Raw genomic sequence first — 22,778 nt, 5'->3', positions numbered from 1 at the left:
ATTTTCAGGAATGGCATCATGGCACCGACACCCCCCAGGACCGAGAATGCCGCCGCCGTTCTCAAGGTCTTCGCCGTCCTCGAATCGCTGGCCGAGGCGCGCCGCGCCCCCTTGGCCGAGATCGCGCAGCGGGCGATGACGTCCAAGACCACCGCGCACCGGCTGCTGCAGACCATGGTCGATCTGGGCTATGTCGAGCAGGAGCCCGAGACCGAGAAATACGGCCTGACGCTGAAGCTGTTCGGGCTGGGCGCCCGCGTCTTGCGCGGGCAGGAGGATCTGCTGCGCTCCTGCGACCGGGAAATGGGGCGCCTGTCGCGCGCCACGGGCGAATCCATCAACCTGGGCGTGATGGACGACATCGACCAGCGCGTCGCCTATATCCACAAGTACGACAGCGCCTATGGCCTGTCGATGCAGTCCACGCTTGGCAAGCGCAACCCGCTGCACTCGACCTCGCTCGGCAAGGCGCTGCTGGCCTTCCGCGACGCGGCCGAGATCGAGGAACGGCTGGCCCTGATGGACCTCAGGAAGCTGGCGCCCCGCACGATCACCGATCCCGATGCCCTGCGGGCGGAACTGGCCGCCACCCGCGCCCGCGGCTATGCCGAAGAGATCGAGGAGAGCGAGGCCGGGGTGCGCTGCATGGCGGTGCCGGTGATGGACCATGCGGGCCGGTCGGTCGCGGCGATCAGCATCGCCTTTCCGCTGGTCCGCTTCGACGAGACGCGCAAGGCGGAATATGCCGCCCTGCTGCTGCAGGCCGGGGCCGGCGCCTCGGCGGCGCTCGGCTACAGCTGACATTCCGGGCGGGCCGTTCTGGCCTGCCAGTCGCGGGCATAGGCGCGCAGCCCCTCGGCATGGCCGGGCGCGGCATGGCTCCGCGTCGCGGGCGGCTGCGCGTCCGGCAGGCACAGCAGCGCCGCCCCCACGCTGGTGCCGGTGGCCGAGGCCGCGACCTCGACGCCCCCCGGGCGCAGGGCGGCCAGCATGTCGAGGAAATCGGGATTGCGCGCGAAGGGCCCCTCGATGATCGCGGGACCGTCTGCGGCGATCAGATCCAGGCAGGTCTGCGTCATCAGCGCCAGATACCACGACAGCGCCGCCATCCGCGCGCCCTCGGTCGCAGGCGGCGCGGTCCAGCCCGTCGCGCGGTCCGGGAACGGCCCCGATCCGGGCTGGACGGAGGGCAGGATCATCGCCCCCGCCGCCAGCACCGCACAGCGGTCTGCATCTGACGGCACCGCGTCGCATCCGGCCCGGACCAGCTCGAACTCGCGCCCGCCCATGAAGCGGGCCGAGGGCACGGGCCGGCCCATCGCGTTCACGTTGACCAGCACGTCGCGCGCCGGGTCCAACGCCGCGGCCCCGCCCCCCATCGCCATCGCCACCACCCAGGTGCCCGTGGACACGACCGAGAACACCCCCTGCCGCCCCCGCAGATGGGGCATCAGCGACGCGTTGCTGTCATGGATGCCCACCGAGACCGGCGTCCCCGCCGGAATGCCGGTGGCCGCCGCGACCGCCGTGGTCAGCCCGCCCAGCACCGCGTCCGACCGCCGCGCGGGCGCGATGCGCCCCGCCAGCCCAAGCGCACCCACCAGCGGCGAGAACCGCCCCTGCCACGGGTCCCACAGGTCGGTGTGGCAGCCAAGCGAGGTCACATCGCTGGCCAGTTCTCCGGTCAGCCGCCAGCCCCAGTATTGCGGATAGGTCACCACATGCGCCACCCGGGTCCCCACCCCCGGCTGCGCCATCAGCCAGTGCAGCTGCGCGCCCAGGTTCAGGCCCAAAGGCAGGCGCGGCGATCCGGTCACCGCAAAGCCCGGGCGCAGGGCGTCGTAATCGGCCATCCCCTCGGGGCCGTCATGCTCGTAATCCAGCATGGGTGCGGCCAGCCCGCCCTGCTTGTCCAGCAGCACCGCCGCCGCGCCATGGGTGGTGACCGAGATCGCATCCACCCCATGCGCCGCCTGGAACACCGCCAGATGGGTCAGGAAGAAGTCCCAATGCCCCTCCAGATCCACATGCGGCCAAGGGGGCCCGGCAGGGACAGGTTGGGGCGGGTGACGACCGCGATCTCGGACAGGGTCGTGCCATCGACAAGCGCCAGCTTCGCATTGGTCTTGCCGATGTCGATGACCGCGACATGGGTCATGGCAGGTGGAACATCGGCACCAGCGGCACGGCCACGGGCGATCCGTCCGGGTTGGTCTGCATCAGGTCCGCCATATGCGCCCACCAGCGCCGCATCACCGGGTGATCCGGCAGCGCGTCCATGCTGTGATCCTCGGCCCGCCACATCACGGCGAACAGCGCGTGGCTCTCCTCGTCCAGATGGATCGAGTAGTCCCGCACCCCCGCCTCGTGCAGCAGGGCGGCCAGCTCGGGCCAGATCGCGTCATGGCGGCGGCGGTATTCCTCGGCCGCGCCCGGGTTCAACTGCATGCGAAAGGCGTGTTTTGGCATCATGTCCTCAGTTTCGAAATCAGGCGGGGCACGGCGATGACCCCGATCAGCAGCAGGCCCACCACGATGGACATCACGATGCCCGGCACGTTCAGAAGGCCCAGCCCGAAGGTCACCAGCCCCAGCACGAAGGCGGCCAGCACCACGCCGGGGATCGTCCCCGATCCGCCGAGGATGCTGACCCCGCCCAGGACCACGATGGTCACCACCTCCAGCTCGAACCCCGCCGCGATGGAGGGGCGGGTTGAGCCGAGCCGAGAGGTCAGGCAGACCGCCGCGATCCCGCTCATCAGCCCGGTCAGCAGGAACAGGATGAACCGCACGCGGTCCACCCGGATGCCCGAGAACCGCGCGGCGGTGGCGTTGTTGCCGATGGCATAGACGGTGCGGCCAAAGCTGGTGCGGTGCAGAAGGACGGCGAAGACGACGGCCGAGATCGCAAAGATCACCAGCTCGACCGTGATGACCCAGACCACATATCCCTGCCCGAACCATGCGAAGCTGGCGGGATAGCCGGTGAAGGCCCTGTCGCCCAGCACGATATAGCTGATGCCCCGGAACAGGCTCATCGTGCCGATGGTGACCACGATCGAGGGCAGGCCGAAGCGCGCGACCAGCGCCCCGTTGAAGGCCCCGCAGGCCAGCCCCGTGGCCAGACCCACCGCCACCAGCACCGGGGTCGGCGCGCCCATCCCCATCGCCACGCCCATCGCGGTCGAGGCCAGCGCGACGATGGCGCCCACCGACAGGTCGATCTCTCCGGACACGATCAGCAACGCCATGGCAAAGGCGATCATCGCCTTCTCGGTGAAGTTGAAGGTCGCGTCCGACAGGTTCCACGGGTCGAGGAAATAGGGCGAGGCCCAGGCATTCAGCAGGAAGATCGTCACCGCCACGACGGCCAGCAGGGCCTCCCAGCTTTTCAGCGCGCGGACGGCGGGGCTGGTCAGGCGGTCGGGGATGACGCGCCCGGGTTGGGGAGAATGGCTCATGTCCGCACCTCGGCCCGTTTCAGGATGATGCGGCCGGGACCCTGGCGGCGCGCGTTGAAGGCGATGGCGGCCAGGATCGCCGCCCCGGAAATCGCCATCTGCCAGAAGGGCGAGATGCCCACGACCGGAAGCGCGTTCTTGATGATGCCCAGAAAGAGGGCCCCCATGACCGCGCCCGCCACCGTGCCCGCGCCCCCTGCGATGGCGATGCCGCCGATCACGCAGGCGGCGACCACGTCCAACTCGAACCCGCCCGCGATGTCGACATAGGCCACCGCATAGCGCGCGACCCACAGATAGCCGGTCAGCCCGGCCAGCGCGCCGGCCAGCACGAAGGCCGCGAACTGCGTGCGCCCGACCGAGATGCCGGTATAGACCGCCGCATGGGGATTGCCCCCCACCGCATAGAAGGCCCGCCCCAGGGGCGTGCGCGTCATCAGCACCGCGACCCCGGCAATCGCCCCCACCGCGATCCAGGCCATGACCGGCAGGCCCCCGATCACCTGGCGCGGCACGGCCTTGAAGGCGTCGCTCATCTGATGCGCGTTGATCCACGCGCCCTCGGTCAGAAGGAAGATCGAGCCGCGATAGATCGTCATCGTCCCAAGCGTCACCACGATGGACGGGATGCCCAGGCCCCAGACCAGCGCGCCGTTGATCGCACCCAGCCCCGCACCCATCGCAACGACCGTCCCCAGGATGACGGGCATCGGCACCCCCATCCCGTCCATCAGCGCCGCCACCATCCCGCACAGCGCCAGATTGGCCGCCACCGACAGGTCGATGCATTTCGTCAGGATCACCGCCATCTGCCCAAGCGCCAGCAGGATCAGCGGCGAGGTGTCGGTGAACACGCGCGCCAGATTGGCAGGCGCGACGAAGCCCGGAAAGCGGCTGGCGATGGCCGCCAGCAGCAGCAGGATCACCCCGCCCAGCACCACCTCGCGCGATTTCAGGATGCTCATGCGGCGGTCCTCTCGATGCCCACGGCGGCGCGGATCAGGTTCTCGGGCGTCATGGCGGCGCCCGCGAACTCGCCCGCGATGCGGCCCTCGCGCATGACGATGATGCGGTCGGACATGCCCAGCACTTCGGGGATCTCGCTGCTGACCATGATCACGGCCAGCCCTTGGGCGGCCAGTTCCGACATGAAGTCGTGGACGGCGGCCTTGGATCCGATGTCGATGCCCTTGGTGGGCTCGTCCAGGATGATGATGCGGGGCTGGGTCGCCAGCCATTTGGCGATCACCACCTTCTGCTGGTTGCCCCCCGACAGCAGGCCGATGTCCTGGTCCAAGCTTGCCGCCCGCAGGTCCAGCCGCTGCGTGTACTCGCGGGCCAGCGCGAATTCCTCGGCCAGCCGCAGGAACCCGCCCCGGCTGGTCCGCGCCAGCGAGGGCAGCGTGACGTTCTGGAAGATCGGCAGCCCCTTGACCGCGCCCTGCCGCCCGCGATCCTCGGGGACATAGACGATGCCCGCCTGAACCGCCTGCGCGGTGGACCGGATCACCCGCACGTCGCCCGCGATCCGGCACGCGCCCTTGGCGGGCTGGCTGATGCCGAACAGCGCCTGCATCACCTCGGACCGGCCCGCGCCGACGAGGCCGTAGAAGCCCAGGATCTCGCCCTGATGCAGGGTGAAGGTGATGTCCTCGTATTCCGTCGGGTGGCAATATCCCGCGACCGTCAGCACCGGGGGCCCGATCTTCGCGGGCCGCTTGGGATAGATCTGATCGACGCTGCGGCCGACCATCATCTGCACCAGATCGCCCTCGGTCACGTCGGCCATCGCCCCCTCGCCCACGAAGGCGCCGTCGCGGAAGACCGTCCAGCGGTCGGCGATGCGGAAGATCTCGTCGAACTTGTGGCTGATGAACAGGATGGCCTTGCCCTGCGCCTTCAGCTTTTCGACCAGCTCGTACAGCTCGCCGATCTCCTTGTGGGACAGGGCGGCGGTGGGCTCGTCCATGATCACCACGCGGGCATCGACCGACAGGGCACGGGCGATGGCCACCAGATGCTTGCTGGCGATGCCCAGATCGCGCAGCCGCGTGGCCGGGTCCAGATCCGAGCCGATCCCGCGCAGGATCGCCGCCGCCCGGCTGCGCATCGCGCGGCGATCGATCAGGCCCAACCAGTTACGGGGCGCATGGCCGATGAAGATGTTCTCGGCCACCGTCATCTCGTCGAACAGCACCGTCTCCTGATGGATGGCGGTGACGCCCGCCGCGCCCGCCGCCTGCGCGGTGGGAAATCGGACGGGTTCGCCCGCCACGAAGATCTGCCCCTCGTCGGGCTGATAGATGCCGGTCAGGACCTTGACGATGGTGGATTTGCCCGCGCCGTTCTCGCCGATCAGCGCGGTGACCTGGCCGGGGAACAGGTCCAGCCGCACGCCGTCCAGTGCGCGCACGCCCGGGAAGGTCTTGACGATACCGCGCAGCGACAGCACGGCGCCGTCCCGCGATGCGGGGTCTGGCTGCATGATGGGATCCTTGGGCAAAGGCGCCCCCGGCGCGGGGCCGGGGGCACACACTCAGAAGACCGACGAGAATTCGTCGATGTTGCCGGCGTCATAGGTGAAGGGATCGGCCATCGCGGCCTCGCCGTTCTCGTCCAGCGTGACCTCGCCCATGCGCCCGATCGGGATGGTGGCACCGGGTTCCGCCGTGGCACCTTCCGTCGCCAGCGCATGCGCGATCATCGTGGCCGAATAGCCCAGATCGATCGGATTCCAGATCGCGAAACTTTTGGATGCCCCCGACTTCACATGCCCCGCCATCTCGGACGGCAGGCCCAGGCCCGTCACATTGACCTCGCCCACCTTGCCCGCATCGGTCACCGCCTGCGCCGCCGCCACGATCCCCACGCTGGTCGGCGCGATGATCGCCTTGAGGTCCGGATGGCTCTGCATCAACCCTTGGGCCTCGCGATAGGACTTGTCGGCCAGGTCGTCGCCATAGACCGTCGCCACGACCTCGATGCCGGGATAGTCGCCCATCACCTTGGTCATCTCCTCGATCCAGATGTTCTGGTTGGTCGAGGTGGTGGTCGCCGACAGCACCGCCACCTGCCCGCCCTCGGGCAGATGGTCGGCGGCCAGCTTGATGATCGTGTTGCCGATCAGCGGCGCCGAGGACGGGTTCAGGTGCATCGCCCGCCCCTCGGGCGCCACGCCGCTGTCCCAGCTGATGACGGTGATGCCGCGATCCATGGCGCGCTTGAGCGTCGGCACCAGCGCGTCCGTGTCGTTGGCGCTGACGGCGATGGCATCCACGCGCTGCGCGATCAGGCTGTTGATCACCTCGATCTGGCCCTCGGCGGTGGTGTCGGTGGGGCCGGTATAGATGATCTCCACATCTCCCAGCTCGGCGGCGGCCTCCTCGGCGCCCTTGTTGGCGGCCTCGAAGAAGCCGATGCCAAGCGCCTTGGCGACCAGCGCGATGCGCACGGTCTCGGCCTGCGCCGCGCCCGCCATCAACGCCAGCGCCGTGGCCGTCGTCAGTAATGTCCTCGAAATGCTCATCTCATCCTCCCTAATAAGTGATCCCCCGCGCCCCTACTCCTCGGCGCGTGTCCTTCCGTCCCGCCGGGCGTCCGCCACGATCAGGCGAATGTCGGCAGCCTCCAGCATGCTTGCGGCCCGGTCGTCGATCCCGTCATCGGTGATGACCGTGTGGATGCGCGACAAGGGGCACAGAAGCAGGCTGGAGCATTGCGAAAACTTCGAGCTGTCGGCCAGCACGACCAGCTCGTCGGCCTGCCCGATCAGCTTCTGCTCGGCCTGCACCAGCAGCGGGTCGCCCTCCATCAGGCCCAGGGGCCCCAGGCCCCGGCAGCCCATGAACATGCGCCGCGCATAGAAATGATTGCTGCCGTCGTCGTCGAAGGGCGACAGGATGATGTTCTGTTCGCGATAGATCGCACCGGCGGGCAGCATCACCGTGTTCTTCGACTGCTTCAGCAGATGTTCCGCGATGGGAAAGCTGTTGGTGAAGACCTGCAGCCGCTTGGTCGTCAGCGGATGGACCATCTGGAAGGTCGTCGTGCCGCCATTCACGATGATCGCGTCGCCATCCTCGCACAGATCCACCGCCGCTTGCGCGATCGCCCGCTTCGAGGCGATGTTGATCGTCTGGTTGATCGCGAAGGGCCGCGCGTTGATCCCCACGAACTGGGGCGGAGAGATCGCCTCGGCCCCGCCGCGCACCCGGCGCAGCTTCTTGGCCAGATGCAGCTGCGCGATGTCGCGGCGCACCGTGGCCTCGGAGGCCGCCGTCAGCGCGCAGAGATCGGCCACCGTCACCACGGGCCGTTCCTGCACGGCGGACAGGATGATGCGATGGCGTTCGGTTTCCAGCATGGCTCCCCCTCTGACGGCCAGTTTCCATCATTGCCGCTCACTGTCAATCATTTTTGATCGTGATCGTCTTTCTGCACCTGCACAATGATCGGTTATGATCGAAAATGATTGACCGACCGCCGCCCGCCGGGCTATCCGGGCAGCAGGACCGCGCGGCACGATGCCGCCAGAAGGGGAGGCATCCATGACCGCCAATCGACTGGACAACCTGTGGGACGACGCCCGCGCCGCCAGCATGAGCGAGCCCGAAAAGCTGCTCTACCGCTCGAATCTGCTGGGCTCGGACAAGCGCGTGACGAATTACGGCGGCGGCAACACCTCGGCCAAGGTGCAGGAGGTCGATCCTCTGACCGGCGAGACGGTCGAGGTGCTGTGGGTCAAGGGCTCGGGCGGCGACATCGGGTCCATGGCGATGGACGGCTTCTCGACCCTCTACATGGACAAGCTGCGCGCGCTGAAGGGCAAGTATCGCGGTCTGGCGCATGAGGACGAGATGGTCGCCTATCTGCCCCATTGCACCTTCGCGCTGAACCCGCGCGCCGCCTCCATCGACACCCCGCTGCACGCCTATGTCCCCAGCAAGCATGTCGATCATGTCCATTCCGACGCGATCATCGCCCTCGCGGCCTCGGTCAATTCGAAGGAGCTGACCGCCGAGATCTTCGGCACCGACATCGGCTGGCTGCCGTGGAAGAAGCCCGGCTACGAGCTGGGCCTGTGGCTGGAGAGGCTTGCGGTCGAGAACCCGGGCATGCGCGGCGCGGTGCTGGAAAGCCACGGTCTGTTCACCTGGGCCGATGACGCCAAGGACTGCTACCTGACCACGCTGGAGATCATCAACACCGCCGCCGAATGGCTGGAATCCCGCAGCACGGCGCCTGCCTTCGGCGGCCCCGCCCGCCCCACGCTGGACGCCCCCGAACGGCGCAAGATCGCCGCGCGGCTGATGCCGGTGATCCGGGGCCTGATCTCCAAGGACCGCCACAAGGTCGGCCATTTCGACGACCAGCCCGCGGTGCTGGAATTCGTCGGCTCTGCGATGCTGGAGAGCCTGGCGCCGATGGGCACCTCCTGCCCCGACCATTTCCTGCGCACCAAGATCCGGCCTCTGGTCGTCGACTTCGACCCCGCCGCCCCCGATCTGGACGCCACGCTGGCCGCCCTGCCGCAGGCGGTGGCCGCCTATCGCGACGACTACGCCGCCTATTACGACCGCTGCAGACGGCCCGACAGCCCGGCTTTGCGCGATCCGAACGCGGTCGTCTACCTGATCCCCGGCGTGGGCATGATCACCTTCGCGCTGGACAAGCCCACCGCCCGCGTCTCGGCCGAATTCTACGTCAACGCCATCAACGTGATGCGCGGTGCCAGTGCCGTCAGCACCTATCAGGGCCTGCCCGAGCAGGAGGCCTTCGACATCGAATACTGGCTGCTGGAAGAGGCGAAGCTGCAGCGCATGCCCAGGCCCAAGTCGCTGGCGGGCCGCGTGGCGCTGGTCACCGGCGGCGCGGGCGGCATCGGGGCGGCGACCGCCGAACGCTTCCTGCGCGAGGGCGCCTGCGTGATGCTGGCCGATATCGACGAAGGCGCGCTGGCCACCACCCATGACGGGCTGGCCAAAAGCTTCGGCGCCGATGTCGTGCGCGCGGTGCAGATGAACGTCACCGACGAGGCGCAGGTCGCCACCGCCTATGCGCAGATGGCGGTCGAGTTCGGCGGCATCGACATCCTCGTGTCGAACGCGGGCATCGCCTCCTCCGCCCCGGTCGAGGAGACCACCTTGGCGCTGTGGAACCGCAACATGGACATCCTGTCCACCGGCTATTTCCTGGTCTCGCGCGAGGCGTTCCGCACCTTCCGCGCCCAGGATATCGGCGGATCGGTGATCTTCGTCGCCTCCAAGAACGGCCTCGCCGCCAGCCCCAACGCCAGCGCCTATTGTACCGCCAAGGCGGCCGAGATCCACCTGGCCCGCTGCCTGGCGCTGGAGGGCGCCGAGGGCGGCATCCGCGTCAACGTGGTCAATCCCGACGCCGTCCTGCGCGGATCCCGCATCTGGGAGGGCGAATGGCTGGACCAGCGCGCCAGCACCTACGGCACCGACAAGGGAGGGCTGGAGGAGATGTACCGCCAACGCTCGCTGCTCAAGCGATCCGTCCTGCCCGAGGACATCGCCGAGGGCGCGTATTTCTTCGCCTCCGACCTGTCGGCCAAGTCGACGGGCAACATCCTCAACGTGGACGCGGGCAACGTCCAGGCCTTCACGAGGTAAGCCATGATCAACCGCGACATCATCGAGGCGGACAACGCTGCCCGCCAGACCGACCTGTCCGCCGATTACGACGCGCTCGGCGCGCGCCTGTCGCGCCGGGGCATCGACATCGAGGCCCTGACCGCCCGCGCCATGAGGTTCGGCGTGGCGATCCCCAGCTGGGGCACCGGCACCGGCGGCACCCGCTTCGCCCGCTTCCCGGGCGCCGGAGAGCCGCGCGGCATCATGGACAAGATGGACGATTGCGGGGTCATCCACCAGCTGACCGCCGCAACGCCAAAGGTCAGCCTGCACATCCCCTGGGACCGCACCGACCCCGCCCTGCTGCTGGAAAAGGCCGAGGCCACGGGGCTGGGCTTCGATGCCATGAACTCCAACACCTTCCAGGACCAGCCCGGCCAGGCGTTGAGCTACAAGTTCGGCTCGCTCTCCCATACCGATGCCGCCACCCGCGCGCAGGCGGTGGACCACAACCTCGACTGCATCGAGATCGGTCGCGCCCTCGGGTCGAAGGCGCTGACGGTCTGGATCGGGGACGGCTCGAACTTCCCCGGCCAGACCTCGCTGTCGCGCCAGTTCGACCGCTATCTGGACGCGATGGCCCAGGTCTATGCCGGCCTGCCCGACGACTGGCGGCTGTTCTCGGAACACAAGATCTACGAGCCCGCCTTCTATTCGACCGTCGTGCAGGACTGGGGCACCAGCCTGATGATCGCGCAGGAGCTGGGTCCCAAGGCGCAGTGCCTCGTGGACCTCGGCCATCACGCGCCCAACGTGAACATCGAGATGATCGTCGCCCGCCTGATCCGCGCGGGCAAGCTGGGCGGTTTCCACTTCAACGACAGCAAGTACGGCGACGACGATCTGGACGCGGGCACCATCGAGCCCTTCCGCCTGTTCCTCGTCTGGAACGAGCTGGTCGAGCTGGAGGACACCCCCGGCCTGAACCTGTCCCACATGATCGACCAGAGCCACAACGTCACGGACCCGATGGAAAGCCTGATGATCTCGGCGGTCGAAATCCAGCGCGCCTATGTGCAGGCCAGCCTTGTCGACCGCGCGGCTCTGGAGGGATACCGCACCGAGAACGACGCGCTGATGGCGGCGGCGACCCTGCGCGCGGCCTTCCGCACGGATGTCGAGCCGATCCTGCAGATGGCCCGCCAGCGGCAAGGCGCGGCCATCGACCCGATCGCGGCCTTCCGCGCGTCCGGCTGGCGCGCACAGGTGGCGGCGGTGCGCCCGGCCAGCGCGGGCGGAGGCGGCGGGATCGTCTGACCCCCCTGCCCTGCCCGAACGCCAAAAGGCGGCGCCAAACTGGCGCCGCCTTCTGCGTCAAGGGGCCTGCTCAGCCCCCGGTGATCGCCAGCAGCGCCAGGTACATGACCGACGGCCCCATCAGGCAGCCCAGCCCCGTATAGAACGTCGCCGTCATCGCGCCATAGGGCACCAGCCGCTTGTCGGTGGCGGCCAGGCCCCCCGCGACGCCGCTGGTCGTGCCCATCAGCCCGCCATAGGCCATGGCCGATTTCGGGTTGTTCAACCCGATCAGCGGCGCGACCAGCGGCGTGCCGATCATCACCAGCACGGCCTTCAAGAGGCCCGCCGCGACCGACAGCGCGATCACGTCCGAGCTGGCGCCAAGCGCCGTCCCGGTGACCGGCCCCACGATATAGGTCGCGGCCCCCCCGCCGATGGTCGCCATGCTGACCGCATCGGTATAGCCGAAGGCCGCCGCCACCAGCGCCCCCACGGCAAAGGACACCACGATCCCAAGCGCCAGCGCGACGACGCCCGCCGCCCCCGCCTTGCGGATCTCGCGGATGTCGACGCCGTAGGCGGTCGACACGATGGCCAGGTCGCGCAGCATCGCGCCGCCCATCAGCCCGATGCCCGCGAACAGCGGCACGTCGGCCAGGCCCTTGGACCCGCCGGTGGCAAGCCCCCCCCACCAAGCCAGCACCAGCCCGATGATGATGGCCACGGCCGAGCCGTGCAGCCGCCCCGCCGACAGCCGGTCCGAGATCTGATAGGACACCCACATCACCACGCCGACGACGACGAAGGCGAAGACCAGCCCGTTCTTGGACAGGATTTCGGTGATCATCTCCATGGTCTCAGGCCTCCTGCGCCATGAGGGGCGGCAGCGGCGCGTCCTGCCCGCCGATGCGGGCGACGACCGGCACCAGCGCCACGCAGGCAAGGGTCGCGCCCACGCCCGCGATGATCGCCACCGGCCCGCCCGCCAGGGCCGCCACGACGTTCTGCTGCGCGGCCATGGCCACGACGATGGGGATGTACATCGCGCTCCAGAACAGGATGCCCTGTTCGGACAGCGCGGGCAGGCGGCCGGTGCGGCGCAGCCAGTCGCTGGCCACGATCAGCAGCAGCATGGCAAAGCCCACGCCGCCCACATTGGACTGGACGCCCAGCAGGGACCCCAGCAGGTCGCCCAGGATGACGCCCGCCAGATGGCAGGCGGCCAGGGCCGCGACTCCGTAAATGATCATGATCTTCCTCCCGTGATGATGTGGACCGGATGGCCCCGCATGACCTCCTCGTCATGCGGGCCGGTCGGATGTCAGGCCGTGGCGTGGTCGTAGAGCCCCGCATGGGTCTTGCGCAGTTCCGCCTTCTGCACCTTGCCCATGACGTTCCGGGGCAGGGCTTCGGCGACGATCACGCGCTTGGGCTGCTTGAAGCGGGCCAGCGTGCCCTCCAGCGCGGCGCGGATCGCCTCGGCCTCCAGGGGGCCGCCCTTGGGGACGACGATGGCGGTGACCGCCTCGCCCAGATCGGCGTGGGGCAGCCCAATGACCGCGCTTTCCAGCACGCCGGGCAACGCGTCGATGGCCTCCTCGACCTCCTTGGGATAGACGTTGTAGCCGCCCGAGATCACCAGATCCTTGTCGCGCCCCACGATCCGCAGGTATCCGTCCTCGGCGATCGTGCCCAGATCGCCGGTGATGAAATAGCCGTCCTCGCGGAACTCGGACGCGGTCTTCTCGGGCATGTTCCAGTAGCCCTCGAAGACGTTCGGCCCCTTGACCTCGATCAGCCCGATCTCGCCTTCCGGCAGGGACGCGCCCGATTCCCGGTCGGTGATGCGGATGGCGATGCCGGGCAGCGCCATGCCCACCGCGCCCGCGATCCGCGCGCCCTCATAGGGGTTCGAGGCGATCATGCAGGTCTCGGTCATGCCATAGCGTTCCAGGATCATCTGGCCGGTGCGGTCCGAAAACGCCCGGTGATCCTCGGCCAGAAGCGGCGCCGATCCCGACACGAACAGCCGCATCCCCGCGGTCGCTTCGCGGTCCAGCCGGGGCGATTTCAGCAGCCGCGTGTAGAAGGTCGGCACGCCCATCAGAACGGTCGCACGCTCCATCAGGTCGATGGCCTGATCCGCGTCGAACCTGGTCAGGAAGATCATCGTGGCGCCTGCGACCAGCGCCATGTTGGCCGCGACGAACAGCCCGTGGGTGTGAAAGATCGGCAGCGCGTGGATCAGCCGGTCGTTGGCGGTGAACTGCCAGCAGTCCAGCAGCGCCTCGGTGTTCGAGGTCAGGTTGCCATGCGTCAGCACCGCCCCCTTGGACCGCCCCGTGGTGCCCGAGGTATAGAGGATCGCCGCCCGGTCGTCCGGCCCGCAGGGATGCGCGTCCTCGCGCGGCACGGCGCCGGCGGCGCGGTCCATCAAGGACCCCTGCCCGTCCGCGCCAAGCGTCTCGAGGGCCAGCGACGGCCCCGCCCGATGCGCGTGGGCCTCCTGCTGGCCCGGATCGCAGACGAAGAGGCGCGGCGCGGCATCGCCGATGAAATAGTCGATCTCGGCCCCGGTATAGGCCGGGTTCAGCGGCAGGAAGATCCCCCCACCTGCAAGGTCGCCAGGTACAGCGCGATGGCCTCGGGCGATTTCTCGACCTGCACCGCCACCCGGTCGCCGGGCGCGACGCCCAGGGCCGTCAGGGCGCCGGCCAGCGCCTCGACCGATCCGCGCATCTGCGCGAAGCTGATGTCGGGCTGCCCCGGACGTTCGAACAGGGTCTTGCCCTGCATGACCTCTGCGGTCTGGATGAAATGCTCGTGGATGGTCTGCATGGGTCTCTCCTCCCCCTGATGCGTCTTGGTCGTCTCAGCCCTTCAGCGCCTCGGCAAGCTGCGGGCCATGGGCGACGGTGCCGTCGCGGATGAACGCCTCGTGGCGATCCTCGATCCGGTCCAGTTCGTAAAGATAGTTGATCATCAGCCCATGCGCGGTCTTCTGCGCCGAGGCCGACAGGTCGGCGGGCCAGTTCAGCCGATGGGCAGCGGCGCCGTTGCCCAGATGGAAGCGCGCCACCGGATCGGCGGGCTGCCCGCCCCGCGCCCGCGCCTGCAGGATATAGCGCGCGGCCACCGCCATGACCTGCGGGCGCAGCGCCACGACCGCGCCGGGGTTGGACGGCCAGTCGCCCGCCAGCGCCGTGCGCAGCTCGGTCGCCGGGGCGTCGGTCTGCGCGGCCAGCCAGGCGGCGAAGCCCGGCACCGGCGACAGGGTGACGAAGGTCTTCAGCTCGGGCAGCTCGGCCTTCAGCACTGCCACCACCTGCTTGATCAGGAAGTTGCCGAAGCTGACGCCCTTGAGCCCCGCCAGGCTATTGTTGATGGAATAGAAGACCGCCGTGTCCGCGGGCTCGGGCAGCTTCGCCTCGGGCGCGGTCAGGATCGGGCCGATGGCGTCGGGCATCCCTTGGGTCAGCGCGACCTCGACGAAGATCAGCGGCTCGTCCCCGGTCGCGGGATGGAAGAAGGCATAGAGCCTGCGGTCGTTCTCGGCCAGGCGCCGTTTCAGATCGCCCCAGCCTTCCATCCGGTGGACGCTTTCATATTCGATCAGCTTCTCCAGGATCGCGGCGGGCGCGTTCCAGTCGATCCGGCGCATGGTCAGGAAGCCCCGGTTGAACCACGAGGCCAGCAGATGCGCGAAATCCTGGTCGATGGGCGCCAGCCCGGGATCGGCGCGCATGGCGGCCAGCAGGTCCTGGCGCATCCGCACCAGCTGCAGCGTGGCCCCCGGCGCCAGGTTCAGCCGCCGCAGCAGCGTCTGTCGCGCGGGCTCGACCACCCGGAACAGATCGGCCACCGCCGCCGCATCGGGCGCCTTGTCCCAGGCCGCATAGGCCTCGCGGATCGCCTGCGGATCGACGCCGTGATCGTCGCGCATCGACCGGAAGAAGGCGAGGCGCTGATCGGCGTCCAGCTCGGCATAGGCGCTCAGCGCCTGCTCGGCCACCGCGACCCTTGCTGCGTCCCCGATCCGGCCCATCAGCACCGTGCAGGCGACCCGCGCGCGTTCCGATGCGGGCCGCGCCAGCGCCTGCAAGGTCTCGGCCTCGCCCCCCGCTTGCGCCGGGTGATGGCCTCGACGAAATCCGACAGGAACCCCAGTCTCTGCTTGCCCATGATGCGATCCTCCCCGAGATTCGATATACACCGATTCTGGCCTGTTGTATATAACAACCCGCCGCATGGACTTTTCTGCCCCTTTGGGGTGAGATGACTGCACCTTTCTTGCACAGGCCGCCATGACCCTGCCCACCGCACAGCGCATCCGCCTTGCCTTGGAAAACGCCATCGTCGATGGCCGTTTCGCGCCGGGCGTCCGCATCGACCCCGATCAGGTCGCCGCCGACTACGGCTGTTCCCGCACCCCCGTGCGCGAGGCGCTGCAGGCGCTCGAGGCGTCGGGCCTGCTGATCGTGCAGCCCAAGCGCGGCACCTTTGTGGCCAAGCTCAGCGTGCCGCAGCTGATGGAACGCTTCGAGCTGATGGCCGAGATGGAGGCCTTCTGCGCGCGCCTGGCCTGCCGCCGTGCCGATCCCGCCGACCTCGGCCGCATCGACACCGCGCTGGCCGCCTGCGACGACGCCCGCGCCGATCCCGACCGCTACTATGCCGAGAACACCGCCTTCCATCAGGCGATCTACCGCGCCGCCCATAACGACTTCCTGCAGGGCGAGACGCTGCGCCTGCAGGCCATCCTGCAGCCCTATCGCCGCCGCCAGCTGCAGGCCCCGGGCCGCGTGGCCCGCTCGCTGGACGAACACCGCCGCATCGCCGACGCCATCCGCACGGGCGACGCAGACGAAGCCGCGCGTGCCATGACCGACCATGTGCTGGTGCAGGGCGAACGCTTCCGCGACCTGGTGGCGCTGGTGGGTCGGCTGGACCCTCAGGTGGGCGGCGTGGCCTTGCGCTGACGCCGCCGCTCCAGCCCCAGGGCATGCTCGCGCCAGATGATCAGGATGCCCGCCAGGATCACCAGCGACGATCCCCCGATCACCGCCGCCCCCGGCACCTCGGCAAAGACCCACCAGCCGATCGCCACCGCCAGGATCATCGCCACATAGTCGAAGGGCGCCACGACCGAGGCATCCGCATGCCGATAGGCCGAGGTCAGCAGGATCTGACCCAGGCCCCCCAGCAGCCCGGTCAGCACCAGCTGGAACAGCACATAGCCCGCCGGCATCACCCATCCGAAGGGCAGCGTCAGCAGCGACAGCCCCGTCGAGGTGACCGAGAACCAGAAGACGATGGCCGAGGTGCGTTCCACCTGCACCAGCTGCCGCACGAAGATCTGCGCCAGCGCCGCGGCCGCCGCCCCGCCAAGCGCCACCATCGCCCCCAGCATCCGCACCGGGTCGCCCCCCGTCCCTGCCCGAATCTGCGGCGACAGGACCAGAAGCACCCCGGCCAGCCCCAGCCCGACCATGCCAAGGCGGAAGGCGCGCACGTTCTCGCCCAGGAACATTCCCGCCAGGATCACCACCAGCAGCGGTGCCGCAAAGCCGATCGCCGTCACCTCGGGCAAGGGCAGGATCGACAGCGCCCAGAAGTTCAGCGCCATGGCCGTAGTGCCCACCAGCCCCCGATAGAGATGCCCCATCGGGTTCGCGGTCCCCAGGCCCACCCGCATCTCGTGGCGCCACAGCAGCCAGACGAAGATCACCGGCAGCGCGAAGAAGGACCGGAAGAAGACCTGTTGCCCGGGCGGGATCGCGGCGCTTTCCGCCGTGGCCTTGATCAGCGCCGCCATGATGGTGAACACGGTCACGCTGGCGCATTTCAGCGCGATGCCGCGCAGGGGGGAATCACTGGGGGGCATGGCAGCGGCCTTGCTGGGATCGGGGGTCCCGATGTGCTAGCCGTCGCTTGCACGATCTGCAAGATGGTTCGCGGGATGGTCCGGGCGGGAACGGATCGTTTCGGAATTAATCCAGCAAGATCAATATATTAGAAGGATCTAATATTGCCTTAAGGGAAGGCTTTGCCGAGCCCTGCCCCGGCACCTTCCCCGCGGGGAAGAGGGCGCCCCCTCCCCCGCCGCGGCCGACCTTCCCCGGGGGGAAGGTCACTCGATCTGGTCCAGCATCGAGGCCACCGCCGCCTCCAGCTTGCGCCGGTCGATGGTCGAGAAGTCCCGCGACAGCCGGATCTCCAGCCGCCCGTTGGCGGCGGTGCATTTGGCCTGCCCCTGCGGGCGGGCCAGCTGGAAGGTGGTCTTGGCCTTGGCCTCGGCCTGCGGCGCGGGGCTGGTGGGTCGGGGTGCGGGGCCCGAGGCCAGCGCCTCCTCCCCCTGCCCCGCATAGCGGCGCAGCACGGCCAGCTCGTCGGTGATCGACCGCGTATCCCAGTCCTTCAGCTCGGACTTGATCGCCGCGACGATGCCCGGCACCTCCTCCAGCTTCTGCGACAGCGACAGGCCCAGGGCCCGCGGGATCTCCTGCGGGTACATCAGCACCTCGCCCAAGCGCTCGACCAGCGGGATGAAGTTGCGGATATAGCTGCGCTTCTGGTAGCCTGCCGAGCGGAACAGGATCGCCACCGCCTTCTCGGCATCATGCTCGGCCGTCATCGGATCCATCGCGTAATGCACCGCCAGCTGCGCCATCTCGGCGAACGAGATGTCCTTGCGTACCAGGTTCTCGTCCACCATGCGCCGATACAGCGCCTCCAGCTGGTCCCCGCGCGCCGCGATCCCGGACGGGATCCGCCCCCAGGCCTCGGCATCGCCGGTCTCTTCCAGCAGCTGCCGATAGGCCGACAGCCGCCGCCAGCCCTGGATCAGCTCGTAGCGGCCTTCGGTCGAGGGCTCGACCTGGATCGGGTTCGAAAGCCCGATCTCGCGGATGGACGAGACCAGCTCGGCCAGGTCGAAATCGGCCACCGGCTTGCGGTCACGGACCAGCTTGCCCGTGTCGATGGCGTCCAGCGGGATCAGGTCGGTGATCAGCCCGGCCCGCTTCAGCCGCACATGCTCCTGTGCCAGCGCGTCATTCTCGGCCCGGATCCGCGCCTCCATCGCCGCGCGGTCGCGGGTGGATTCCGCGGTCTCGTTGATCGCGGCGGCCATCGGGCCGCGGCGCTGTTCCTTCCCCGCGGGGACGGTCTCGGCAGGTTCGGGGGCGTCCTCCTCGGGCAGGTCGATATCGAACATGCGGCGCTTGCGGCTCATGCTGTCTCCTCCAGCTGCGTCCAGGCGGCCAGGACATGGCCGCGAAACTCCTCGTAACCCTGATCGAAGGTCGCCCGCGCCCGGCGCCAGGTCCCCCGCGTCATCTCGCGATAGTCGATCTCGTAGATCGAGCTGAGGAAGCGGCCCGACTGCTCGACCGCCCGGGTCAGCTCGATCGGATGCTGCGCCAGCCGGTCACCGAAGACCTGCCGGAAGGCCGCGAACATTGCCTGGTGCAGCTCGTTCGAAGGCTCGAACCGGGTCATCAGGAAGCGGATGTCGGCGAAGGTCTTGGGCAGGGCGATCTTCCCCGTGGGGAAGTTCTCGAAGCCATGGGACAGATCCTCCAGCGCCTCGGCCAGCTGGCCGATGAAGCTGGTTGTGCTGTCATACTCCCAGTAGCCGGGGCCCGAGGGGATATAGAGCATGTCCGCGGCGAAGACCGCGTTCATCGACTGATAGCCGATGGCCGGCGGGCAATCGAACAGGATCAGGTCGTAGGCATCGTCCGCCAGGCTGTCGAGGAAGCGCGACACGGCCCCGAAGAAGGTCCATTCCGGATTGAGGTGGCGGTACTGGGCGCTGGCGAACTCGACGAAGGCCGCGTTGGCGCAGCTGGGGACGATGTCGATGGTGGGCCAGGCGGTGGCCTTGATGAAGTCGGCGGGCCGCAGCGTGCCCAGGCCCATGTCGCGGATCGAGGCCGGCAGCTTGCGATGGGGCAGGGTGGTGCCCGATTCCGCCCCCGAGGCGGCGGCGTTCATGCGGTCGGTCTCGCGCTCGAGATCGCGGGCCATGATGCCCCAGACCGTGTGGTCCTCGCCCACGTCGGACAGGCCCATGCTGTGGGACAGGGTCGCCTGCGGGTCGAAGTCGACGACCAGCACGCGGTAGCCGTCCAGCGCCGCGGCATGGGCGAAGTGCAGGGCCACGGTCGACTTGCCGGCGCCGCCCTTGAAGTTGGCGATGGCCGCACGGAAGGCGCGCTTGCCCTCGGGGCGGTGGGGCATCAGCGACTTCTTGTTGATGCGGATGCGGCGGCGCAGCTCGTTGACCTCGTCGAGGCTGAACCAGCGCTGGCGGCCGTCCTCCTCGACTTCCCCGAGGGGAAGGTTCGGATCGGCGGCCAGCTTGCCGCGGAAGGTCGACTGGTTGATCCGGAAAATCAGTTCGGACACCTCCCAGGAGGAGAAGCGCCGCAGCGTCTTCTCATTGGCAGGGCTGAAGGTCTGGCGGCGGATCCAGCCCTGCATCTTGAGGGATTGGGATTGCAGCCGGGCAAGGTCGTCGTGGGTATACATGTTGTGCCTGTTTCCAAGGACGCTGATTATTGCTGAACCCGGTTTTACGCCTGATTTGCGCTTTTGGCAAAAGCCTTGTTCACTCGGGACGAAGAATACGCCGTTTCCAGCCCCTGTTGCGCGAATCGCCCCTGCAACGCGCGCTGCCCCTGCCTCGGAGAACGCCCCGCAACAGGGCCGGACCGGTCGGAAAACAGGGGACAGGCCAGTGTCGGGTGACCCCGAATGGGGGACATCGGACGCAAAATGAGGGACACGCAGGGCGGCCTCCTATACCATCGATACCGATTTTTCTGGACTGTCAGCGTGCGTTGCACGGCGCAACGGGGCGATGTGCTTGACAGATCGGACATTTAGGACGCTAATGCCGACAGGATGGTGAAAGGCGTTTGGGGAGACACCAGACCCCGCCATCCGGAGCAAGCGCCGGGCCCCCCGGCAGGCAGGAGCCAAGATGCAGATCGTCCGTCCGGTCGGCCGCGAGGCCGCGGCGAAGAAATACGACATCCTGTCGGCGCTGATGGCGCATGCGCTGGCGGGCGATGCGCATCGGCAGCGGCTGGTCCTGCGGCTGATGTCGCTGATCACCACGCGCTACAACTGGCAGAGAAACGAGCTGTCGGTGGGCCAGCGGGAGATCGCGCGGCTGTGGTGCGTCGACGAACGCACGGTCAAGCGCGACATGGCCCGGCTGCGGGCGATGGGCTGGATCACGGTCAAGCGCCAGGGTGCGCGCGGACGGGTGTCGGTCTTGGGCATCGACCTGGACCGGATGCTGCTGGACAGCCGCCCGGCCTGGCCGAACATCGGCGAGGACTACATCGCTCGCATGACCGGCCGCGAGGCGGCCTTGGGCGATCCCGAGGAGGAGGCTCCAAACGTGGTGCCGTTCCGGCGCAGCGAGGCGACACCGGTGGGGCAGGGGCCTTGGGCCGTGATTCGCGACCGCCTGCTGGCGGAGGATCCGGCGCTGTTCGAGGCCTGGTTCGCCTGCCTCGTCGAGACGGGGCAGGGCGAGGGCATCCTGCACCTGGCCGCCCCCACGCGCTTTCACTCGACCTATGTCCGCACCCACCTGCTGGGCCGCCTGCAGATGGCGGCGCGGCGGGCCGATGCCAGCCTGCATTCGGTCCGCGTCGATTAACTTCGACAGCCAAGGCAACCCGAATACACGCTAAAGGAGAATTTTCGGGTGAATCACGGAATGGTGACGGATTCCGCACTTGGACGCTAAAATTTTCACATATTGCAAAAAATCCACACATTCGGCTTTTCGAAGTGTACAGGTTGCTTGCGTCAAGCGATTGAATGGGCTTCAAAAATAATGAACAAACCGGTATACTTGGTGAAAGGGGATCATAATAGGCAATTGTTTACCCCCTTGCGCCACCTAAACTGTACTGTCTATTTAGATAGGTGAGGACGCCGGAGACCTCAGTTGGCCTAACCAGTTGTCGTTTTGTCGGCACCCCAAAAAGCGTATGTCTATGACAGTGGAACGGTCCGATGACCTTTGCCTATTCGATTGCGGTTGATCCTACGCTCGCCCGCGTCTGCGACGGACTTCTGGAACGCCATCTGCCACCGACCCTGCTCGGCATGCTGGATGTCGCCGAGACCGATGGCCCCGTCCCCGGGCGCACGTGCCTGGCGCAGCTGATGCCGCTTGGGGCCGGCGCGGACGAGGCGAAGCGGCTGTCCGAGAGCGGGCATCACGGGCTGCCCGTCATCGAGGTCGATCCCGACCATCCCGAACTGCTGGCCGAGCGGGTCACCGCGCTTCTGGTCGAACGGCTGCAGCGCAGCGAGACGGCCGCCGCCGCATCGCGCGAAGCGGCCGCGCTGCTGCGGCGTGAAAACATCTCGGGCGCGGGGCGGTTCCGCGAGATCGAAAGCTTCCTGTACGCGCTCGGCAATCCGCATGTGGCACAGTCCCTGAACTGGGAGCCCTCGGGCGCGGTGGCGGAGCTGCCCGCCGATGGCTCGGTCGTCCAGCATCTGCCCCTGAACATCGTCAGCATCACCGCGATCGATCTGTGGCTGCCCGAGCGCCTGCATGTCCGCAACTGCGAGATCCGGGTGTCGCTGCAGGACAGCTCCGGCGATGAGCACGCGCTGGCCGAGATCCCCGACGAGATGCGGATCGGGTCGGGATGGGTGCGCTTCGCCCTGCCGATGGCGCTGCAGGGGGATGCGCGCAACTGCTCGCTGATCCTGCGCAACGCCGGGCCCGCGCGGCTGGTGTTGGGTCTGGGCATGCGCATGCCCGATGCCCGCTTCACCGCGCAGGGCGACACGATGCCCGGCGACCAGGTCCTGGCGCTGCGGGTCTGGAAGGCCTTAGCGGGCGCCTCGATCCCCGAGCGGCGCGACGCGCCGATGATCGACCCGCGCCTGGAGATGACGGCCAGCCTACTGCAGCCCTCGGCGCTGCCCGCGCCCGAGATCTTCGCGATGCCGAGCTCGGCCACGGATTACATCACCGCCGATTTCTGGGCGGCCGAGGATGCGATCATGGTCCATCCCTCGCGCAGCGGCGCCGTCTGCGCGGTGATCCGGGACGTGCCGATGCGCGGGCTGTTGCAGCTCTCGGCGGTGGTCAACACCGGCCATGCCCGCTCGCCCAACCTGAACTTTGCCATCGGCGTCACGCCGCATCGCGCCATCGGCCGCGACGGCATCTGGGAAAGCTGCATGGGGTCTTGGGTCCACGGCCTGCCCGCGAATGGCTGGGGCCAGGTCCATTGCGTGCCCAAGGGCCCGATCGAGCGGGCCGACATCTACCTGGCCACCTCGCTGGCCCAGGACATGCCCAACGAGCACAGCTGGGGTCTCTTCCGCAGCTTCCGCGCCGTGACCGGCCAGCGTGCCACGCAGGAGGAATAGC

The 22,778-nt window shown here is 68.3% G+C and carries 18 protein-coding genes and 2 pseudogenes; 6 read left to right on the top strand and 14 right to left on the bottom strand.

Features of this window, described 5'->3' with window-relative positions:
* The first annotated feature begins 18 nt into the window (after positions 1-18).
* Positions 19-801, top strand: coding sequence for a DNA-binding transcriptional regulator KdgR (gene kdgR / locus E4191_RS21275; protein ID WP_135816885.1), 783 nt, complete (start codon positions 19-21; stop codon positions 799-801).
* Here the strand turns inward: kdgR and E4191_RS21270 are convergent.
* From E4191_RS21270 to E4191_RS21240, 7 genes and pseudogenes are all read right to left on the bottom strand, one after another.
* Positions 792-2,158: pseudogene (locus E4191_RS21270) on the bottom strand (FGGY-family carbohydrate kinase). The gene kdgR and the pseudogene E4191_RS21270 sit on opposite strands and share 10 nt — an antisense overlap.
* Entirely contained in the window at positions 2,155-2,469 is a 315-nt protein-coding gene (gene rhaM / locus E4191_RS21265; protein ID WP_139616452.1) for an L-rhamnose mutarotase, read from the bottom strand. The pseudogene E4191_RS21270 and the gene rhaM overlap by 4 nt, the downstream one beginning before the upstream one ends.
* Positions 2,469-3,461, bottom strand: coding sequence for an ABC transporter permease (locus E4191_RS21260; RefSeq protein ID WP_139616338.1), 993 nt, complete (start codon positions 3,459-3,461; stop codon positions 2,469-2,471). Before E4191_RS21260 ends, rhaM begins: the two co-directional genes overlap by 1 nt.
* Complete coding sequence (locus tag E4191_RS21255) at positions 3,458-4,426, bottom strand: ABC transporter permease (protein ID WP_139616337.1); 969 nt, start codon at positions 4,424-4,426, stop codon at positions 3,458-3,460. The genes E4191_RS21260 and E4191_RS21255 overlap by 4 nt, the downstream gene beginning before the upstream one ends.
* On the bottom strand, positions 4,423-5,946 hold the full coding sequence (locus E4191_RS21250) for a sugar ABC transporter ATP-binding protein (RefSeq protein WP_139616336.1): 1,524 nt from the start codon (positions 5,944-5,946) through the stop codon (positions 4,423-4,425). The genes E4191_RS21255 and E4191_RS21250 overlap by 4 nt, the downstream gene beginning before the upstream one ends.
* A gap of 51 nt (positions 5,947-5,997) precedes the next feature.
* The gene (gene rhaS / locus E4191_RS21245) at positions 5,998-6,987 is read right to left on the bottom strand and encodes a rhamnose ABC transporter substrate-binding protein (protein ID WP_139616335.1); all 990 of its coding nucleotides are present in this window, start codon (positions 6,985-6,987) and stop codon (positions 5,998-6,000) included.
* Positions 6,988-7,020: 33 nt separating this feature from the next.
* Positions 7,021-7,824, bottom strand: coding sequence for a DeoR/GlpR family DNA-binding transcription regulator (locus E4191_RS21240; protein WP_139616334.1), 804 nt, complete (start codon positions 7,822-7,824; stop codon positions 7,021-7,023).
* Between the two features lie 184 nt (positions 7,825-8,008).
* On the opposite strand from E4191_RS21240, the gene E4191_RS21235 reads away from it, so the two are divergent.
* Complete coding sequence (locus E4191_RS21235; protein WP_139616333.1) at positions 8,009-10,096, top strand: bifunctional rhamnulose-1-phosphate aldolase/short-chain dehydrogenase; 2,088 nt, start codon at positions 8,009-8,011, stop codon at positions 10,094-10,096.
* A gap of 3 nt (positions 10,097-10,099) precedes the next feature.
* Entirely contained in the window at positions 10,100-11,374 is a 1,275-nt protein-coding gene (gene rhaI / locus E4191_RS21230; protein ID WP_139616332.1) for an L-rhamnose catabolism isomerase, read from the top strand.
* 70 nt (positions 11,375-11,444) lie between these two features.
* On the opposite strand, the gene madM is transcribed toward rhaI, so the two are convergent.
* From madM to E4191_RS21210, 4 genes and pseudogenes are all read right to left on the bottom strand, one after another.
* Positions 11,445-12,209, bottom strand: a complete 765-nt coding sequence (gene madM, locus E4191_RS21225; protein ID WP_135819177.1) for a malonate transporter subunit MadM — start codon at positions 12,207-12,209, stop codon at positions 11,445-11,447.
* A gap of 4 nt (positions 12,210-12,213) precedes the next feature.
* Entirely contained in the window at positions 12,214-12,606 is a 393-nt protein-coding gene (gene madL / locus E4191_RS21220) for a malonate transporter subunit MadL (RefSeq protein WP_139616331.1), read from the bottom strand.
* 71 nt (positions 12,607-12,677) lie between these two features.
* Positions 12,678-14,194, bottom strand: a pseudogene (locus E4191_RS21215) (malonate--CoA ligase).
* Positions 14,195-14,228: 34 nt separating this feature from the next.
* Entirely contained in the window at positions 14,229-15,458 is a 1,230-nt protein-coding gene (locus tag E4191_RS21210) for a malonyl-CoA decarboxylase domain-containing protein (protein ID WP_176562843.1), read from the bottom strand.
* A 202-nt stretch (positions 15,459-15,660) separates the two neighbouring features.
* Here E4191_RS21210 and E4191_RS21205 point away from each other — a divergent pair, with 202 nt between their 5' ends.
* Complete coding sequence (locus E4191_RS21205; RefSeq protein ID WP_139616329.1) at positions 15,661-16,335, top strand: GntR family transcriptional regulator; 675 nt, start codon at positions 15,661-15,663, stop codon at positions 16,333-16,335.
* On the opposite strand, the gene E4191_RS21200 is transcribed toward E4191_RS21205, so the two are convergent.
* The 3 genes from E4191_RS21200 to E4191_RS21190 all read right to left on the bottom strand — a co-directional run bounded on the left by E4191_RS21200 (position 16,308) and on the right by E4191_RS21190 (position 19,891).
* Positions 16,308-17,240, bottom strand: a complete 933-nt coding sequence (locus tag E4191_RS21200) for a DMT family transporter (RefSeq protein WP_139616328.1) — start codon at positions 17,238-17,240, stop codon at positions 16,308-16,310. The genes E4191_RS21205 and E4191_RS21200 overlap by 28 nt on opposite strands.
* A 246-nt stretch (positions 17,241-17,486) precedes the next feature.
* Positions 17,487-18,590 carry a ParB/RepB/Spo0J family partition protein gene (locus tag E4191_RS21195; RefSeq protein WP_139616327.1) on the bottom strand — a complete coding sequence of 368 codons (1,104 nt, stop codon included), beginning with the start codon at positions 18,588-18,590 and terminating at the stop codon, positions 17,487-17,489.
* Positions 18,587-19,891, bottom strand: a complete 1,305-nt coding sequence (locus E4191_RS21190; RefSeq protein WP_139616326.1) for an AAA family ATPase — start codon at positions 19,889-19,891, stop codon at positions 18,587-18,589. The genes E4191_RS21195 and E4191_RS21190 overlap by 4 nt, the downstream gene beginning before the upstream one ends.
* Before the next feature lie 454 nt (positions 19,892-20,345).
* Here E4191_RS21190 and E4191_RS21185 point away from each other — a divergent pair, with 454 nt between their 5' ends.
* Positions 20,346-21,035 (top strand): hypothetical protein, encoded by a 690-nt coding sequence (locus tag E4191_RS21185; protein WP_139616325.1) that lies wholly within the window; start codon positions 20,346-20,348, stop codon positions 21,033-21,035.
* Positions 21,036-21,397: 362 nt separating this feature from the next.
* Complete coding sequence (locus E4191_RS21180) at positions 21,398-22,777, top strand: DUF6212 domain-containing protein (protein WP_139616324.1); 1,380 nt, start codon at positions 21,398-21,400, stop codon at positions 22,775-22,777.
* Position 22,778 lies beyond the last annotated feature (1 nt).

It is taken from the genome of Paracoccus liaowanqingii, assembly GCF_004683865.2.
Classification (GTDB): domain Bacteria; phylum Pseudomonadota; class Alphaproteobacteria; order Rhodobacterales; family Rhodobacteraceae; genus Paracoccus; species Paracoccus liaowanqingii.
This window is presented reverse-complemented; position numbering and strand designations above follow the sequence as displayed.

Bases quoted from the DNA above. Each gene is read 5' to 3' on its own strand.
- E4191_RS21250 (WP_139616336.1), bottom strand. From the start codon at position 5,946: ATGCAGCCAGACCCCGCATCGCGGGACGGCGCCGTGCTGTCGCTGCGC.
- E4191_RS21190 (WP_139616326.1), bottom strand. From the start codon at position 19,891: ATGTATACCCACGACGACCTTGCCCGGCTGCAATCCCAATCCCTCAAG.
- rhaM (WP_139616452.1), bottom strand. From the start codon at position 2,469: ATGCCAAAACACGCCTTTCGCATGCAGTTGAACCCGGGCGCGGCCGAG.
- E4191_RS21235 (WP_139616333.1), top strand. From the start codon at position 8,009: ATGACCGCCAATCGACTGGACAACCTGTGGGACGACGCCCGCGCCGCC.
- madM (WP_135819177.1), bottom strand. From the start codon at position 12,209: ATGGAGATGATCACCGAAATCCTGTCCAAGAACGGGCTGGTCTTCGCC.
- E4191_RS21260 (WP_139616338.1), bottom strand. From the start codon at position 3,461: ATGAGCCATTCTCCCCAACCCGGGCGCGTCATCCCCGACCGCCTGACC.
- kdgR (WP_135816885.1), top strand. From the start codon at position 19: ATGGCACCGACACCCCCCAGGACCGAGAATGCCGCCGCCGTTCTCAAG.
- E4191_RS21240 (WP_139616334.1), bottom strand. From the start codon at position 7,824: ATGCTGGAAACCGAACGCCATCGCATCATCCTGTCCGCCGTGCAGGAA.
- E4191_RS21185 (WP_139616325.1), top strand. From the start codon at position 20,346: ATGCAGATCGTCCGTCCGGTCGGCCGCGAGGCCGCGGCGAAGAAATAC.
- E4191_RS21200 (WP_139616328.1), bottom strand. From the start codon at position 17,240: ATGCCCCCCAGTGATTCCCCCCTGCGCGGCATCGCGCTGAAATGCGCC.
- E4191_RS21180 (WP_139616324.1), top strand. From the start codon at position 21,398: ATGACCTTTGCCTATTCGATTGCGGTTGATCCTACGCTCGCCCGCGTC.
- E4191_RS21255 (WP_139616337.1), bottom strand. From the start codon at position 4,426: ATGAGCATCCTGAAATCGCGCGAGGTGGTGCTGGGCGGGGTGATCCTG.
- E4191_RS21195 (WP_139616327.1), bottom strand. From the start codon at position 18,590: ATGAGCCGCAAGCGCCGCATGTTCGATATCGACCTGCCCGAGGAGGAC.
- rhaI (WP_139616332.1), top strand. From the start codon at position 10,100: ATGATCAACCGCGACATCATCGAGGCGGACAACGCTGCCCGCCAGACC.
- rhaS (WP_139616335.1), bottom strand. From the start codon at position 6,987: ATGAGCATTTCGAGGACATTACTGACGACGGCCACGGCGCTGGCGTTG.
- madL (WP_139616331.1), bottom strand. From the start codon at position 12,606: ATGATCATTTACGGAGTCGCGGCCCTGGCCGCCTGCCATCTGGCGGGC.
- E4191_RS21205 (WP_139616329.1), top strand. From the start codon at position 15,661: ATGACCCTGCCCACCGCACAGCGCATCCGCCTTGCCTTGGAAAACGCC.